This window comes from Bacillus cereus group sp. BfR-BA-01492 (assembly GCF_022662815.1).
Classification (GTDB): domain Bacteria; phylum Bacillota; class Bacilli; order Bacillales; family Bacillaceae_G; genus Bacillus_A; species Bacillus_A cereus_BD.
The window spans coordinates 17,790-34,559 of record NZ_JAKUEH010000011.1 but is presented as its reverse complement, the minus strand read 5'-3'; the positions used below and the strand labels follow the sequence as shown (position 1 = coordinate 34,559).

Sequence of the window (16,770 nt, the reverse complement as noted above, 5' to 3'; positions counted from 1 at the left end):
GGAAATCCAACTTTACGATAAGTGAAGTTGGATTTTTTACAACAATATGTTAAGTTTCTATCATATTCGTAAATAAATTTTTATTCCTTTTCACCTCATACTTGTACATATAGTCATCTTATCTTATCATCTTATATAGAAGTACGATTTTGTAGTGGAAAGGAATTATATATGAATAAGGGGAAAGTATATACGATATTAGCAATCCTGTTGTTTGTTGTAGGCGGTGCATTAATTGGTAAGCCATTTTATGATGAATATAAAGCAGGGAAAAAACAAGAAACGAATGCTCAAGTTGTTCAGAAAATGGAATATCAAAAACATGAAACAAAATTTGTAGATGCTTCTCAAATTAACCAGCCAGATTTAGCAGAAGTGGCGAATGCGTCGTTAGATAAAACGCAAGTAATTGGACGAATTAAGATTCCGAGTATTTCATTGGAACTTCCCGTCTTAAATAGTTCAACTGAGAAAAATTTGTTATCAGGTGCAACAACCGTGAAGGATAAGCAAGAAATGGGAAAAGGAAATTATGCATTAGCTGGGCATAATATGTCTAAAAAGGGTGTTTTGTTTAGCGATGTAGCAACTTTGAAAAAAGGCGATAAAATTTATTTATATGATAATGAGAATGAGTATGAATATGCTGTAACAGGTGTATCAGAAGTAACTCCTGATAAGTGGGAAGTTGTGGAGGATCACGGGAAAGAAGAAATAACACTCATTACTTGTATATCTATTGCAGATAATTCGAAACGTTACGTTGTTTCAGGTGATTTTGTGCAAATGAAGCAAAAGAAATAAAGAAGGTTTACTCGCTTGAGGGTGAACCTTCTTTATTTCTTTTGCTAATATTAGGAAATAACAGAATAAATATATTTCAATCACAATATATTGGTGTTTTTGTATAAGAAAGGTGTATTTTGAGTTTTGGAGGAATAAGAATGAAGAAACAAGTGCGAAATTTATTTTTAACAACGAGTGTAGCATTATTAGTAGGACCCGTATCTGTCTATGCACATCCAGGAAGAACGGATGCTAACGGTGGACATACGTGCAGGACAAATTGTGAGAAATGGGGATTGCAATACGGAGAATATCATTATCATAACAAACCGGCTTCGAATAATACTACAAATTCTAAGACATCTAGTCAAAATAATGGTGCAGCAGAAGTTAAAGCACAACAAAAAGCTGAGGCGGAAAAGCAGCGTGTAGCTGAGGAACAAAGAAAAGCGGAGGAAGAGAGACAGCGCAAAGAGGAAGCGCAACGGAAAGCTGATACAGAAAAGGGACAAGCAGATGGTCAAAAGAATGGAGAAATAGATTTTCAAGCAGGAAAAAACAATGTAGAAGTACATATTGCTGGAAAATCAGAAGCTTATAAGCAAGTTTTTACAAATGCTTATTCTTCAGCGTGGTCATTAGCAAAGCAGAGAAAAGTGCATTTTGAAAAAGGAAAAGAACAAGGATTAGCGCAAGAGACAATGGATGATAGCCAAGTTGCTCCAGAATTGAAAGCAAACTTTGCAGAGGGATTTCAAATAGGAAATAAAGAGCGAACAGAAAAGATTAAAAAGGAACAGGAAGAGATAGGTAAAAAAGATGGGGAAACATTAGCCGAAAAGAATCCTAGAAATAATGAAAAAGAAGAGTATGTAAAAGCATATGAAGCGGCTTATGAAAAATCATATAAAAATACGAAAAAACGAATAGAGAAAGAGGGATATACATATGCATTTGAAAACTATGATTTAAAAGTCCCTTCGAAGTATAAACAAAATGATTTGTTGAAGAAATGGTTTACAGAAGGCTTTCAATCGAATAAAGAAGCTAAAAAGATTCGAGAAGAAGGGTATAAAAAAGGAAGTAGTTGGTTTTCATTTTTCTATAAAAGATTTGTTCCAAGTGAATATAAAGAGCATAAAGAGTTATATAAGCAAGCAATTGAAGAAGGGGAGAATGCATAAAAAGGTGAGGGAAAGTCCCTCATCTTTTTTATTCCATCCATTTTACTAATTTTTTAGATAGTAACAATAAAATACAACCTAGCACAATTGCGACAGCTCCTATTATGATAAATACTTCTGAGTATCCAAGGGAAGTTGTGAAGCTTGCAAGTTGTCCTCCTACAATGTTGGCAATCCCTGAACTGGCAAGCCAAACACCCATCAGTAAAGAAGCAAGTTTGACTGGAGCTAAGGCGCTTACCATTGATAATCCAACAGGTGATAAGAATAGTTCACCTAATGTATGGAAAAGATACGTAAAAACAATAAAGAGTAAGTGTGCTTTTTCCGCCACATTAGATTCATCGCTACCTGTTTTTAATGTCGCGATTACAAGAACCATATAACCGATTCCAAGCAAAATCATACCAAAACCCATTTTTGTTGGGATTTTTAAATCACCGCGTTTTGTAGTTGCAAGTTTTGCCCATAGTGCGGAAATAGCTGGAGCAAGTAAAATAATAAATAAAGGATTGACCGATTGAAACCAAGATGTTGGAATTTCCCATCCAAATACGGAGCGATCGACAAATTTATTTGTATATAGTGTCAAAGAGCTCCCTGCTTGTTCAAATCCTGCCCAGAAGAAGACAACGAAGCAAGTTAAAATAATGATTACCGCTGTATGTTGTTTTTCTTTTTTTGTCAGCGGTGTATTACCTGCGCTTTTTTGTCCAGTTCCTCCTTGTAAATCTCTTGTTGGTTTTTTACCGATATCTCCAAGGAAACGATTAGATAGTGTTGTAAATAGAATCTGTCCTATAATCATACCGATTGAGGCAGCTAAGAAACCGTAGCGGAATCCATAATGTACAACACCATTTACTGTTGTTTTGAATAAATTTTCTGATAAAAATCCACAAACAAGAGGAGCTAAAAATGATCCCACGTTAATGCCCATGTAGAAAATAGTAAATGCACTATCACGTTTTGGATCATGCTCTTCATACAGTTCACCGACAAGTGTAGAAATATTTGGTTTAAAAAAACCATTACCGATAATAATAAGCGCTAGCCCAAGATATAGCCCAAGCTGATTTTGAAGACTAAAGAGTATGAGGTTCCCAATAGCCATTGTGATGCCGCCCATAGTGATCGCTAAGCGTCTACCTAAAAAACGGTCTGTTAAGTATCCACCAATTAATGGGGTGAAATAACAAGCACCAGTATAAAAACCATAAATCGAAAGAGCCCATCCTGTACTAAATCCCAGACCACCGCTTACTAAAGCTGTTGTTAAATATAAAGTTAGTAATCCTCGTAATCCGTAGTAACTAAACCTTTCCCACATTTCTGTAAAGAAGAGTAGATATAAACCTGGAGGATGTTTTTTGTTTCTTTGTTGTTTTTTCTCAAGTTGTATCGCTGATTCCATATAAGTTTCCTCCTGACACAAACAAAAACAAAATTAAATATTTATATAAATAATATTTTACTTTATTAAATATTAAAAGTCAATAAAGCTTGATTTTTCTGAAGAAATTGGAAACCATAACAAGTGTAGAATGAGAATTTCTTTTGTGATAGACTATGGACTATGTTTGCTTTATATGGAATTTAGAAGGAGAAAAGATGAGAGTGTTACAGAAAAAAGAGATTTTACTTATTAGCTTAATGCTATTCTCCATGTTCTTTGGTGCTGGAAATCTTATATTCCCGCCCTTTTTAGGATATGAGGCAGGAGAGTATGTGTGGATTTCATTGATTGGTTTTATCATATCAGCGACAGGACTTCCTATATTAGGTGTTGTGGCAGTTGCGAAGGCAGGAAGCTTTCAAGCATTAGGAGGACGGGTGCATCGTTCATTTGCCATTATTTTTCCTTGTTTAGTGTATGCATTTATCGGTCCAGGACTTGGAATACCACGAGCAGGGAGTTTAGCGTTTGAAATGGGGTTCGAACCATTCTTTCCTGAGTCTGGAAAATTAGTCTTGCTAGTTTACACGGTTGTTTTCTTTACTATTGTGTGTTGGCTTAGCTTATCGCCATCTAGATTAATGGATCTATTTGGGAAAGTATTGACGCCTTTATTATTATGTATGATTGCTCTTATTTTTATAAAAAGCATGATTACGCTTGTAGGAGCTGTGGAAGCACCGATTGGAGATTATAGACAAGCACCTATGTTTCAAGGATTTTTAGATGGCTATTTAACAATGGATGCATTGGCTGCCTTAATCTTTGGGATTGTAGTTGCGAATGCTGTACAGGAAAAGGGTGTAAAATCCGATAAAAGCTTAGCAAAATATATGAGTATTGCGGGCATTGGTGCCGGGCTTTTATTGTCTATTATTTATATCATCCTTGGATATGTCGGTTCAATTAGTGGTTCATTAGGGCCGTTTGATAATGGAGCGAAAGTACTAGCACGAGTGATGACTCTATTATTTGGACAAAGCGGTGTTGTTCTGTTAGGAATTATTTTTACGATTGCATGCCTCTGTGTTTCCGTAGGTCTTGTTACATCGTGTAGTCAATTTTTCACAAGCGTATGCCCAAAAATACCTTATAAAGTTTGGGTATTTATAGTAAGCTTTATAAGCATGTTTCTGGCTAATTTAGGATTGACAGAGATTTTAAAGGTATCGGTTCCAATCCTTGGATTCATATATCCAGTTGCTTTAACATTAATCATATTAGGATTGTTTCATAAAAAGCTTAGTCGATATGTATATATATATCCTATAACAATCGGGATTGTAGCGCTATTTAGTGCAATAGATATTTTAAATCGGAATGTATTCATGGGTATATGGACACCGCTTCTTAAACATATTCCTTTTTATACAGAAGGAGTCGGTTGGCTAGTTCCGGCTCTTGTAAGTGCGTGTCTTGGAATTGTTATAAGTGTTTTAGTTAACAAAAAGGATTAAAAAGGTGCTTTCCATAACGGAAAACACCTTTTTATTTAGTTTGCATGAATGGTAACAGGCTCGCTATATTTAGCGATAGAATTTTGACGTAGGCGCAATGTTGCTTGACCAATTGTATCCGGTGAAATTTGTACATTTACTACTTTCTCAGCTGAACCTTGGCTATTTGTCGTGAAGGAAAAGGCGTTACTATATCCATAAGTAGATGGCCACGTTCCGTTTGGATTTTGTACTTTTGCAACTTGTGTACCGCCAGCTATGAAAATTCCTAGTGAATAATTATTGTACGTTGTGTTAGGTAATAAATTATTGGCTTGAATTTTTATTTGAAACACTTCATTATTTGGTAGAACACTAGGATGAGTCACTACATAATTATGAACGGGTGTCGCTATTGTACCTGTATATCCGTATGAACCAGGTTTAAAAGTATCCGTATTGAACCATTGATAACCTTGAGTTGGAGCGCTCCAAGGTTCTGGTTGTGGTTCAGTTGATAAGCTTGGCTGTTCGAATGTTTGTAAAGGTGTTGGTTCATCTAATTGTAATCCACTTACTTGGTCTAAGCTTGTGTATGTCTCTTGACGGGATAACCAATTTACGATATTTTCTAACAAAATTGCATCGTTTTGTTCTTTATATCCATCATACGTTTTCTTAGGTTGTCCTGTATCTTCCCGAACATATTTTGGTGTTGCATCTTCGACTGGCGATGAGTCACCGATAAAGGCTGCTTTCCCGAGTCCTACTTTAGCGATTGCAACATATGGACCTTCCGTAATGCCACCGCCATTATAAACACCACTATCTACTGCATGATTCCATTTTGGTGGATTTTCTGGAAGATATACAATTCCTTTTGCTAATTTAGGATTTGTAATAGCAAGTGTAGAGCCTGCATGCATAGCGACAGATGAAACGCCTGCTGTAATACCAAATGATTGATTAGGAGATACGATGTTTATAGCAGCAACATCTCCTAATGCATTGTAGCGAAAGCGAATACCAAAATTTTGTGATAACCAATCAGAACTTTCTACTCCTTGCATTGCTAGAGAAGTCTCTTCTTCAGTGGACATTCCTTTTGCAGCATTTTCCCATGCACCTCGTCTATACCCATTAAAGACTTCCGAAGAATCCCAACGATTTTTATTACGGTCTGCATTATAATGATCCGCTATAAAGAAAATACTTCCACCATTTTTAACATATTGTAGCATAGCGTCTTGTTCAGACTTTTTGTAAGGAATATTTGCTTCAGGAACGATAAATACGTTGTAATCTTTTAGAATTTCATATGTAATCGGTTTCGATTGGCGAAGTTCTTTTACAAAATATCCATTGTTAGCAATACCATTTCCAAAATCAGAAAAACCACCATCGATAACCCAATCAGCTGTTCCGGCAGTTTGACCGTGAGTGTTATCAAATAATACTTTCTTTCCGCTGTTTTGATTGATAATCTTTGCTGTAATTTCAGGTGCAGGATCTGTAGAGCTTTCAGCAAAAGCAGATGGAAGGTAAGCGTTTCCGATAGTGAATGTCATTATTGTTGCTAGTGATAATATAAGCCGTTTTTTGTTCTTCATGGAAGAATCCCCCTAATAAAAAAAATAAATTGCTTTAATAATGTAATAGATTTTTTTGTAAAAATAAAGATGAAAAATAAAAAATATATGAAAAAGACGTAAAAATAGCACAAATTCTGTTGAAAAAGTATAAAAATAAAAAATATCCCCTCTAATGAAGAAGGGATATCAATACTTAACTAATTTTTGAGTTTGGTACATCGTCTATTTTATGGAATCCTTTTATATAATACACAATTGCGAGTGCAATTAACCAAACGGGACCAACAATTAATGCGATCCTTGTATCTTCTGAATATGCCATGATGGCTAATACAAGGATAAGGAAAGCGAGTGAAAAATAAGAACTTAGTGGATATAAAGGCATTTTGTATGCTAATTTTTGTTTTGTTTGCACGGTTAATCCTTTACGGAAACGAATTTGCGCAACAAGTATAATCCCCCATGTCCAAATTGCTCCAAATGTTGAGATACTTGTAAGCCATGTAAATACTTTTGCAGGAACAAGGTAATTTAAAATAACACCAACAAGAAGAACGAAAGCAGTTGCTAAAATACCGTTGCTTGGAATCCCATTTTTATTTAGGTGTCCAAATCTTTCCGGAGCTTTTTTCTGCTCTGCTAACGTAAATAACATACGGCCTGTACTAAATAATCCGCCATTACAAGAAGAAAGTGCAGCTGTTAAAACAACAAAATTAATAATCCCAGCTGCTTTTGCTATTCCAATTTGTTGGAATGTTAATACAAATGGACTTCCTTTGTCTCCTAATTCATTCCATGGATAAATTGCCATCATAACAAACAAAGCACCGACGTAAAAGAGCAATATCCGCCAAAATACATTATCAATTGCCTTAGCAAGTGTTTTCTTCGGATTCTGTGCTTCACCTGCTGTAACACCGATTAGTTCTACCCCTAAATAAGCGAATAAAACCATTTGTAAGGAAAGGAGTAGGCCAGAGAAACCGTTTGGAAACCATCCTCCATGTGACCAAAGATTTGAAATACCAGTAGCAATTCCATCATTTCCAAAACCAAATAGAATAATACCAATCCCAACCGCAATCATACAGATTATTGTGATAATTTTAATTAAAGCAAACCAAAATTCAAGTTCTCCAAATACTTTTACAGATAGAAAGTTGAAAGCGCTCATTAATAAGAGAGCAAGTAGTGCCCAAATCCAGCGCGGGATATCTGGGAACCAATACTGCATATATATTCCGGCTGCTGTAATCTCGGCCATACATGTAACGACCCATAAAAACCAGTAATTCCAACCAGTTATGTAACCAGCAAGTGGTCCTAAATAATCATATGCATATTTACTAAAAGAACCAGCGACAGGTTGTTCAATTGCCATTTCTCCAAGGGCACGCATAATGAAAAAGATTACGAGCCCAGCGATCATATAGGCTAGTAAAATAGAAGGGCCAGCTAGTTTAATAGCAGAAGCTGATCCTAAAAATAATCCAACTCCAATCGCAGATCCGAGTGACATTAAAGTAATGTGCCGCTGTTTTAAACCTCGATTTAAATGACTCGATTTGTTTGAGTGTTGCATAAGAAGCCTCCTTGTAGGATGAAAAATACGTTTTATATGTTTGACTATTTTAAATTATAAAACATTTTATTCTGTTATGCTACAAGAATGATAAATTATATCTGTACTATATATCGATTTGCTTTCTAGCATATAAGTTGTGGTCATGAAACAATTGTCATCAATAGACATCATAAGAAAACAACTTATACATTCATGTATTTCGCTTTTTATAGAAAGGGGAGGAGTAGAGCTTTGAATCAGTAGTCGATGATACTGATTCAAATTTCAGCTTATAAAATTGTATACATGAGTATATGAGGACCAATCGGGTGGATATGAAAGATTTCACCGTATTCATAGAATCCTAAATGTTTATAGTAATTTGTAACTGTGATCCGTGCATTGCACCAAAGAATAGTTGCTTGACGTTCTTGTAAGATCACTTTAGCTTGTTGGATTAATGAGCTACCAGCATTTTGCTTTCGGAAGTTGGCGAGTGTAGCCATGCCTCTTAAACGATAATGAAGTTTTCCAGATAGATAGGGAGAGGCTTCTTTAGAAAAAGAGGCAATGCTAATCAATTTATCGTGCAGAAATGCACCTAAATGGAAGGAGGATGATTCGTAATCAGAAGGATATTTACAATCTTCTATCGTTTGCTTTGGACGTAAAATTTTTTGCCGTAATTCATAAGTCTCAGATGCATCAATATGTTTCACAATTATCATAGGATTCTCCTTTCTTATAGCCCTTTTTCAATAAGTTGTAAAAAGAAATAGGCTGGGGCAACACAAAGTCCTATTATACTGCTTGCACCGAGAAGGAGTGAACATGTGAGACAAGTATACTTTATTCCAGTTGATTTTTTCCATCCGTAATTGCAAATTTCAATACTAATGCCAATGAGAATAATGGCAACGAGTACTTCTGCTAATAATAAAAGAGCTAAGCCCGAAATAGACATCGTGTAATTCATCTCCGTATTATTGTTGATAGTAATATTTTACCATTAAAAAATAAGAACTGTAAGAAAAAATAAAAATTTTGTAAGAAGAGTGAAAAGAAATTGGAATAAAAAAGTCCCCTTAAAAGAGAGAAGGGGACTTTTGCCTATTCGAGTATGCTTTTTAGTGTATCAATATGCTCTTTAGAACCGGTAACAAGTAATGTATCACCATGTTGTAGTTTCGTATCACCATGCGGTACTAATGCTTTCTTTCCACGGTAAATTTGAATAATCAGCACATCCCCTAGGAATGGTAAACGACGAAGTGGTAAACCGCTATATTTATTACTGCGTAATTCAACTTCACGAACTGTTTCATTTGATGTTGTAATTAAATGAACGAGACTTGGTTTATCAATAAGTGCTCGTAGTAAAATTCGTGTAGAGTTAATCGTTGAGAATACGGCAATATGTTCTTGTGTCGCTTTTTCTTGGAGGAGCGGGTCTTCTACACTTGCAATGACATGTTCAACGCCTAATTCTTTTGCATGTTCTGCCAGCAATAAGTTTTGTTCATCATCACTTGTTGCAACAACAACTCGATCAGCATCAAATGCTTTCTTTTCTTCTAATGATTCTATAGAGATTGTATCTAACTTTACAATTGGGAAGTCATGTGACTGAGATTCCTCTATGCTTAGTTTATTTTGACGCATCATATAAAGAGTTACATCATAGCCTTCACGCTTCAAATCAAGTGATAGTGGCAGTGTAATTCGACTTGCACCAATAATAGAAACTCTAGGTTTTGGCGTTTCCACTTTTGGGAACATCTTTTTAAATAATACAGGTGCAAAAATACATGTAATAACTGCACTTAAAATAAGCGCCGCAGACAGGCTTGGACTAATAATCTTCAATTTTTCACCAATTTGCGCTGCTGCAATCACTAATGAAAGCGTAGATGTTAATAAAATCGCACTTCCTAATACAATGTTGCGTGGATACCATTTTCGCAAGATAAGCGATGGTAACAGTTTTGAAATAAAGAGACCAACAATTAAAATTGGAATCATTAACATACTAGAAGGTTCTTGGAAAATAGACCATACTTCTAGATTGACACCAACCATAACGAAGAAAATAGGAATGAAGAATCCATATCCGATAGAATCCAGTTTTTCAACCATTTCTTCATTTGGCGATAGTAAGGATACGAGAACTCCAGCTAAAAACGCTCCTAAAATATTTTCTGCACCGACAGATTCAGATAATCCAACTAATATTAAGATGAGTGCAAAAACAGCACGTGTGTCAATTTGTACACTACCAGCTTTTAAGCTTTCTAAGTATGGAATATTTTTAAAGCGTCTTGCAACAAAATAAATGACAATGCCCGCTCCAAATAAAACGAGAAGGAGCCACATACTTTGACCGCTTTCAGAGTTTAATCCAACAAATACAGCAAGCAAAATCATTGTGACTAAGTCAGCGATAACAGCGACTAATAAAATAATTTGGCCAATTGCTGTTTTACCTAAATTGTTTTCTTTTAAAGTTGGTACAACGACACCTAAGGAAATCGTTGAAATAATTAACGTCATAAAGAGTGCACTATCTACAAATCCAAGCCATACGAACATGAGCGATAAGCCATAGGACAAAATGAAGATGAACAAGAAGATAGTACTTGCTACTTGGAACGTATTTGGTTCGTTTGTTTTATTCTTTTTTTCTTTTTGCTTAAAAATTGAAAAGTCAATTTCTAGACCGCTTAAAAACATTAAGAAAATAAATCCTAGTGTTGATAAGACCTCTAGCCACATATCTGGCTCGATAACGTTAAATCCACTTTTTCCTACAAAAATCCCTGCAATAATTTCTGCAACGACAACAGGAATTGCTTTTAATTTAAAGCGTTGCAGCAAAAGGGGAATGAAAAACGCGATTGCGACGACAATCATGAGTGATAGGACTGAAGAATGTTGTTCCATTGCGTTCTCTCCCTTCAAATAATATAGTACTTATTTAGCCATATTATAAGGAGAAAAGCAATGCGTATGAACTCGATTTCATAAAGAAAGAGTTTTCTTAACATTTGTCATAATAAGTATACTTTAGATGATTATGTTGTAACTTCCGTAATATAGATGAAAGGGGGATAAAGTGAAACTTTAATTAGGGGATTCTTCATTCTCCGCTAATAGCGGAATAAAAAAAGTCTGCTAGGACATTGTCCTAACAGACTTTTGAAAATTACATAGAGAAGAAAATCCAAACTGTACCAGCAACCGTTACTACAGCGATGAAAAAGCTGAATAACATTGCGATCGTTTGTGCGATACCTTCTCCTTCTTTCATGTGCATAAACATAACTAATTGTAATGCTGCTTGTGCCACTGCCATTGCGATGATGCTTGTTAAGATTGTTGAAAGTGGCAAACTTGTATATAACGCTACGTATAAAGCAAGGAACGTTAATGCAAGTGATAAAATAAATCCGAAAACGTGTGACCACGGAAAACCGCTATGAGCTTGTGTATTGTTTTGTCCCATTATTACGCCACCATCCCGTTCAAGTAAACTAGTGTGTAAATGAAGATCCAAACAACATCAAGGAAATGCCAGTACAAGCTGATAATAAATACTTTACGAGCTGTAACTGGTGTTAATCCTCGTTTTAAAATTTGGATAATAACACAGATTGCCCAAATGATACCAGCTGTTACGTGAGCACCATGCGTTCCAAGAAGGACGAAGAATCCAGATAGGAATCCACTTGTTTGGATTGTTGCGCCTTCTGCAGCGTAAGTCATAAACTCTTCAATTTCAAAGAAAAGGAAGCCTGCACCTAAAAGTAATGTAAAGATAAACCATCCTAACATTGCATTTTTGTTGTGCTTACGCATTTCATGAATTGCAATACCACAAGTAAAACTACTTGTTAAAAGTAAGAGTGTTTGAATTAAAAGGGTTTTTAGTTCAAACAGCTGAGCCGGTGTAGGACCATCTGCCGTACGACCAGCAAGTACTAGATAAGAGGCGAAAAGTGTTGCGAACAGCACGATCTCAGCCCCTAGGAAAATCCAGAACCCTAGAATGTTCAATCTACTTTGTTCCAATTGATATTCTAAAGGTAAGCTTTTATCTAAAGCCGCCATTTCGTTTCACCTCTCATGCAACATGTTCTGTCTTTTTAATTTCATCTACGCTAATGTGATATCCTTCGTCATAATCGAATGAGCGCCAGATCATACAAGCTACCATACCAATACCACCGACAATTGCTAACCAGAACCAGCTAAATACTAAAGCAAAACCTGCAAGACCGATAAAAGAAGACATAATGATTGGAACACCTGAATTGCTTGGCATATGAATTGGTTTCAATTCTTCAGCCTTCGGTGTAATAGACTCACCATTTTTCTTCATTTCCCAGAATACATCGCTATGCTTAATTTCTGGTAATTTTGCAAAGTTGTAAGGTTGTACTGGAGATTGCGTTGCCCATTCAAGCGTACGACCATCCCAAGGATCTCCAGTTACATCGCGTTCGCCATGGCGAATGCTATAAATTACGTTGTAAGCTAATAAGATAAAGCCAATACCCATCATTACTGCACCGACAGATGCGATTTGGTTTAGCCATCCCCAGCCAAGATCAGCTGAGTAAGTGTACATACGACGAGTCATACCATCTAAACCTAAGAAGTACATTGGGAAGAAACAGATATTGAATCCGATCATAAAGATCCAGAATGTCCATTTACCAATGCGTTCATTTAGCATGTGACCAGTCATTTTTGGATACCAGAATGTAAATCCGGCAAGCATTGCAAATACTGTACCTGCAATTAATACGTAGTGGAAGTGAGCGATTAGGAAGTAGCTGTTATGGTATTGATAGTCAGCTGCTGCCATCGCAAGCATAACCCCTGTAACTCCACCGATTACGAAGTTTGGAATAAATGCCAATGACCAAAGCATTGGAACTGTAAAACGAATACGACCTTTATACAGTGTAAACAACCAGTTAAAGATTTTAACACCGGTTGGAATCGAAATCGCCATAGTCGAAATCGAGAAGAATGAGTTAACTGCTGGACCAGCACCCATTGTAAAGAAGTGGTGAAGCCATACAAGACCACTTAAGATTGCAATTGCAACCATTGAATATACCATTGCACTGTAACCGAATAAACGTTTACGAGCGAATGTACTTACAATCTCAGAGAAAATACCGAATGCTGGTAAAATAACGATATATACTTCAGGGTGACCCCATACCCAGAAAAGGTTAGCCCAAAGCATTGGCATACCGCCGCTCGCCATCGTAAAGAAGTGAGCATCGAATAGACGGTCAAATGTCATTAATGCAAGAGCAACTGTTAATACTGGGAAAGCGAATAGAATAATAACAGTTGTAACTAAAATAGACCATGTGAACATTGGCATTTGCATTAACTTCATGCCAGGTGCACGCATTTTTAAGATTGTAACAAGGAAGTTAACTGCTGTCATCAGCGTACCGAGACCTGAAATCTGTAATGCAATTGCGTAGTAGTTATTTCCTACGCCAGGAGAGAATTCTGTACCTGCCATTGGGAAGTACATTGTCCATCCAGCATCTGGAGAACCTCCGATAACAAAGGCGATGTTGAATAACATAGCACCGATAAAGAATAACCAAAAACTTAATGCATTCAAGAATGGAAATGCAACGTCACGAGCACCAATTTGTAATGGTACAACAACGTTCATTAATCCCATAACGAATGGCATTGCCATAAAGATAATCATAACTGTACCATGTGTTGTAAAGATACCGTTATAGTGTTCAGCGTTTAAATATGTTGTATCAGGGAATGTTAATTGTGCACGGATCATTAGACCGTCCATACCACCGCGGAATAACATTAAAACCGCTGAGATAATATACATTATACCAATTTTCTTATGGTCAACAGTTGTTAACCATTCGTCCCAAAGCCATCTCCATTTTTTGTACTTTGTCAGTACGAAAAGGATTGCTAATGTCACAAGAACAATAGATGCGTCAGCTCCGTAAATAATCGGATCACCTGTGACAAAAAATTCATCAAGCTTCACTGTGTTCACTCCAATCTGTTGGAATAGTAGCTATTACTTTTTATTTTTGTAGTAGTTGTAATCACAATACTCAAGTGATTTTGGATCTACATAGTCTAAGTGGTGACTAGAGAAAGTCATACGACCTACTACACCAGGTTTAACAATTTCGTTATATTTTTCTTCTGTTAATTTAGGAGCAGTTTGTTGTACTTCTTTTACCCATTTGTCATACTTTTCTTTTGTTTTTGCTTCAAGCTCAAACTCCATGTGAGTGAATCCTTCACCTGAGAAGTTTGCACTACGACCAGTGTAAGAACCTGGCTTATCTGCTTGTAAATATAAATCCATAATCATGCCATCCATTGTGTATTTCATACCACCAAGTTCTGGAATCCAGAAGGCATTCATTGGACCAACGGATGTTAATTTGAATTGAATTGGTACACCAGCTGGAATGTTTAAGTAGTTAACGGTTTCAATTTTTTCCTCTGGGTAACTGAATAACCATTTCCAGTTTGCTGATGTAACATAAATTTCAACTGGTTTCATATGTTTAGATTGCTCTGGTGCTTTTTCCGATGCATAAGTAGCTTTTACCGTTGGAATTGCTAAAGCAATAACGATAATAACTGGGAAAAGCGTCCAAATAATTTCTAACATTGTGTTACCGTGTTGATCAGGTGGCTCATAGTCCATATTTTCTGGTTTTTCACGATAACGAATCAAGATGACTGTAAACAAGATGAATACAATTGCAATAATTAACAACATAAGCACGAATGACCAAACAATTAAATCATACTGTGCTTTTGCAACAGGTCCTTGCGGGTTTAATACTGCGAGTTTCTTATCGCAGCCACCGAGGAACAAGAGTAATGATAGCGGAAGAAGTGAAGCCAACTTCCAAAACGCTTTCTTTAGTTGCACGATTGAAAATCTCCTTTCTCCTTGGATTGAAACTATGCCAATAAAACAATATAAACCTATTAATTTATAGAAGGCAATAGTTTTTGTCATATTGTTAAAAAATAGACACAAATGCACACTTTTTAAGGTGAATATGATTTGTAACTTGATAACATTGTAAACTATTTTTTAAACCAAAAGACGATTGTAGAAATTTTAAGATAAATAAAGTTATACCAAGATATCCAGTAAATAGAAAAAAACTATCTTATCATAGAGTAAGATAGTTGAATATTTTATATATTTAGTTTATTTCTTGCGTAACATTTGGTTGCTGATCAAATGTGACAAATTTTTTATATTTTATTTGATATAGAATGTAACAAATAATCATAAACGGGATTCCACAGTAGAGAGCAATGCGTTGATCTGGTATAAAGGCTAAGCTAATAAATGTAATGAAATTTAACGAGAAAGCAACAATTGGAACGAGTGGATAAAGAGGTGTACGGTATTTTAAATCGTTTATATTTCCACCATTCTTTAGAAATTCTCTTCGAAAGAAAAATTGTGAAGCGGCAATTGACATCCAAACGACGACAGCTGCCATTGCGGCAATTGATGTGAGTACTAAGAAGACTGTATCTGCTGCAAATACGCTCGTTAATAAAGAAAGACTCGCGAAAATAAGGCTAAAAATTAAAGCATTAAGAGGTACTCCTTTTTTCGTTAATTTTGTAAATATTGGGCTTGCCATACCTTGCTTTGACATTGCCCAGAGCATACGTGAATTTGCATATAGTCCTGAATTTGCTACAGATAAAACAGCCGTAATAATAACAAAATTCATTATATCAGCTGCGTATGGAATTCCGACTGTGTCAAAAACGAGTACAAATGGACTTTCAACGAGATTGGCTTCTTGCCATGGAAGTAAGCCTACTACAACAGCAATTGCTAATACAAAGAAAAATAAAGTACGCCAAATAGTATTTTTAATCGCTTTTGGAATTGTTTTTTCAGGTTGTTCACTTTCACCTGAAGCGATACCGATTAACTCTGTTCCTTGGAATGAGAAGTTAACAGTAATCATTGTAAATAAAACAGCTAAGACACCGTTAGGGAATAAACCACCGTTTTCAGTAAAATTATGTAGCATTGGTGCAGGCTTCCCATTAAAATCTAGAAATCCAAATATTACAGCACCTCCAAGTACAATGAAGATGATGATCGTAGCAACTTTGACACTAGCAAACCAAAATTCTGCTTCTGCATATGCCTTTGCTGATAAAGCGTTTACAATAAATAGTAATGCAGCAAATATAACGCACCAAATCCACGAAGAAACGTCCGGAAACCACCGTTTCATTAAAATGCTAACAGTTGTCAGTTCTACACCAACTGTGACAGCCCAATTTAGCCAATACATCCAACCGACAACAAATCCGAATCCTGGTGAAATAAATTTGCTGGCATAACTTTGAAAGGAGCCGGCTTCTGGCATTGCAACAGATAGTTCGCCAAGACAGAGCATTGTTAAATACATAACGAAGCCTCCAACTAAAAAGGCAAGAATTGCTCCACCAGGTCCAGCATTGTGGACGATTTGTCCAGAACCCATAAATAGTCCAGTACCAATAACACCACCTAGAGCAATCATAAATAAATGTCTGCTCTTCATTGTCCGCTTTAAATCGTTTTGGTTTGTAGTTGTTTGATCCATATTTTTTCACCCCGTATTTGCATTGTTTGCTTTGTTTACCTATTCGGTTTTAATTGCTGGATTAATCATCGATGGGGGATGAG

Annotated in this window: 14 protein-coding genes; 3 read left to right on the top strand and 11 right to left on the bottom strand. The window is 36.0% G+C overall.

Translation table 11 applies throughout. The features are described 5' to 3' along the window. The first annotated feature begins 171 nt into the window (after positions 1 to 171). Positions 172 to 804 (top strand): class A sortase, encoded by a 633-nt coding sequence (locus MR063_RS14505; RefSeq protein ID WP_242198863.1) that lies wholly within the window; start codon positions 172 to 174, stop codon positions 802 to 804. Between the two features lie 140 nt (positions 805 to 944). Further along, the gene (locus tag MR063_RS14500; RefSeq protein ID WP_242198861.1) at positions 945 to 1,970 is read left to right on the top strand and encodes a YHYH domain-containing protein; all 1,026 of its coding nucleotides are present in this window, start codon (positions 945 to 947) and stop codon (positions 1,968 to 1,970) included. A gap of 28 nt (positions 1,971 to 1,998) precedes the next feature. Here MR063_RS14500 and MR063_RS14495 read toward each other — a convergent pair whose 3' ends face one another. Further along, positions 1,999 to 3,384: a peptide MFS transporter gene (locus MR063_RS14495; RefSeq protein WP_242198859.1), complete on the bottom strand. Its 1,386-nt coding sequence runs from the start codon at positions 3,382 to 3,384 to the stop codon at positions 1,999 to 2,001. 197 nt (positions 3,385 to 3,581) lie between these two features. On the opposite strand from MR063_RS14495, the gene brnQ1 reads away from it, so the two are divergent. Next, entirely contained in the window at positions 3,582 to 4,883 is a 1,302-nt protein-coding gene (gene brnQ1 / locus MR063_RS14490) for a branched-chain amino acid transport system II carrier protein BrnQ1 (RefSeq protein WP_242198856.1), read from the top strand. Between the two features lie 35 nt (positions 4,884 to 4,918). Here the strand turns inward: brnQ1 and MR063_RS14485 are convergent, their stop codons facing one another. The 10 genes from MR063_RS14485 to MR063_RS14440 all read right to left on the bottom strand — a co-directional run bounded on the left by MR063_RS14485 (position 4,919) and on the right by MR063_RS14440 (position 16,687). Next, positions 4,919 to 6,472: a DNA-binding protein gene (locus MR063_RS14485; protein ID WP_242198853.1), complete on the bottom strand. Its 1,554-nt coding sequence runs from the start codon at positions 6,470 to 6,472 to the stop codon at positions 4,919 to 4,921. A gap of 175 nt (positions 6,473 to 6,647) precedes the next feature. After that, complete coding sequence (locus tag MR063_RS14480; protein WP_242198851.1) at positions 6,648 to 8,039, bottom strand: amino acid permease; 1,392 nt, start codon at positions 8,037 to 8,039, stop codon at positions 6,648 to 6,650. 272 nt (positions 8,040 to 8,311) lie between these two features. Beyond that, positions 8,312 to 8,749 (bottom strand): GNAT family N-acetyltransferase, encoded by a 438-nt coding sequence (locus tag MR063_RS14475; RefSeq protein WP_242198849.1) that lies wholly within the window; start codon positions 8,747 to 8,749, stop codon positions 8,312 to 8,314. A 14-nt stretch (positions 8,750 to 8,763) separates the two neighbouring features. Further along, positions 8,764 to 8,985, bottom strand: a complete 222-nt coding sequence (locus tag MR063_RS14470; protein ID WP_396021844.1) for a DUF4022 family protein — start codon at positions 8,983 to 8,985, stop codon at positions 8,764 to 8,766. Positions 8,986 to 9,131: 146 nt separating this feature from the next. Next, on the bottom strand, positions 9,132 to 10,961 hold the full coding sequence (locus MR063_RS14465; protein ID WP_242198845.1) for a monovalent cation:proton antiporter family protein: 1,830 nt from the start codon (positions 10,959 to 10,961) through the stop codon (positions 9,132 to 9,134). A 262-nt stretch (positions 10,962 to 11,223) separates the two neighbouring features. Further along, positions 11,224 to 11,523: a cytochrome aa3 quinol oxidase subunit IV gene (gene qoxD / locus MR063_RS14460; protein ID WP_242198844.1), complete on the bottom strand. Its 300-nt coding sequence runs from the start codon at positions 11,521 to 11,523 to the stop codon at positions 11,224 to 11,226. Positions 11,524 to 11,525: 2 nt separating this feature from the next. Beyond that, positions 11,526 to 12,128, bottom strand: a complete 603-nt coding sequence (qoxC, locus tag MR063_RS14455; RefSeq protein WP_242198843.1) for a cytochrome aa3 quinol oxidase subunit III — start codon at positions 12,126 to 12,128, stop codon at positions 11,526 to 11,528. A gap of 13 nt (positions 12,129 to 12,141) precedes the next feature. Further along, positions 12,142 to 14,076, bottom strand: a complete 1,935-nt coding sequence (gene qoxB / locus MR063_RS14450; protein ID WP_242199014.1) for a cytochrome aa3 quinol oxidase subunit I — start codon at positions 14,074 to 14,076, stop codon at positions 12,142 to 12,144. A gap of 33 nt (positions 14,077 to 14,109) precedes the next feature. Beyond that, a complete protein-coding gene (locus MR063_RS14445; protein ID WP_242198841.1) occupies positions 14,110 to 14,985 on the bottom strand; it encodes a cytochrome aa3 quinol oxidase subunit II in 876 nt (291 codons plus the stop codon). A gap of 283 nt (positions 14,986 to 15,268) precedes the next feature. Beyond that, on the bottom strand, positions 15,269 to 16,687 hold the full coding sequence (locus tag MR063_RS14440; protein WP_242198839.1) for an amino acid permease: 1,419 nt from the start codon (positions 16,685 to 16,687) through the stop codon (positions 15,269 to 15,271). Positions 16,688 to 16,770 lie beyond the last annotated feature (83 nt).

Excerpts from the sequence above, each read along its gene's own strand:
- qoxD (WP_242198844.1), bottom strand. The coding sequence starts at position 11,523 with ATGGGACAAAACAATACACAAGCTCATAGCGGTTTTCCGTGGTCACAC.
- MR063_RS14505 (WP_242198863.1), top strand. The coding sequence starts at position 172 with ATGAATAAGGGGAAAGTATATACGATATTAGCAATCCTGTTGTTTGTT.
- MR063_RS14480 (WP_242198851.1), bottom strand. The coding sequence starts at position 8,039 with ATGCAACACTCAAACAAATCGAGTCATTTAAATCGAGGTTTAAAACAG.
- qoxC (WP_242198843.1), bottom strand. The coding sequence starts at position 12,128 with ATGGCGGCTTTAGATAAAAGCTTACCTTTAGAATATCAATTGGAACAA.
- MR063_RS14495 (WP_242198859.1), bottom strand. The coding sequence starts at position 3,384 with ATGGAATCAGCGATACAACTTGAGAAAAAACAACAAAGAAACAAAAAA.
- MR063_RS14440 (WP_242198839.1), bottom strand. The coding sequence starts at position 16,687 with ATGGATCAAACAACTACAAACCAAAACGATTTAAAGCGGACAATGAAG.
- MR063_RS14475 (WP_242198849.1), bottom strand. The coding sequence starts at position 8,749 with ATGATAATTGTGAAACATATTGATGCATCTGAGACTTATGAATTACGG.
- MR063_RS14485 (WP_242198853.1), bottom strand. The coding sequence starts at position 6,472 with ATGAAGAACAAAAAACGGCTTATATTATCACTAGCAACAATAATGACA.
- brnQ1 (WP_242198856.1), top strand. The coding sequence starts at position 3,582 with ATGAGAGTGTTACAGAAAAAAGAGATTTTACTTATTAGCTTAATGCTA.
- MR063_RS14465 (WP_242198845.1), bottom strand. The coding sequence starts at position 10,961 with ATGGAACAACATTCTTCAGTCCTATCACTCATGATTGTCGTCGCAATC.
- MR063_RS14470 (WP_396021844.1), bottom strand. The coding sequence starts at position 8,985 with ATGTCTATTTCGGGCTTAGCTCTTTTATTATTAGCAGAAGTACTCGTT.
- MR063_RS14500 (WP_242198861.1), top strand. The coding sequence starts at position 945 with ATGAAGAAACAAGTGCGAAATTTATTTTTAACAACGAGTGTAGCATTA.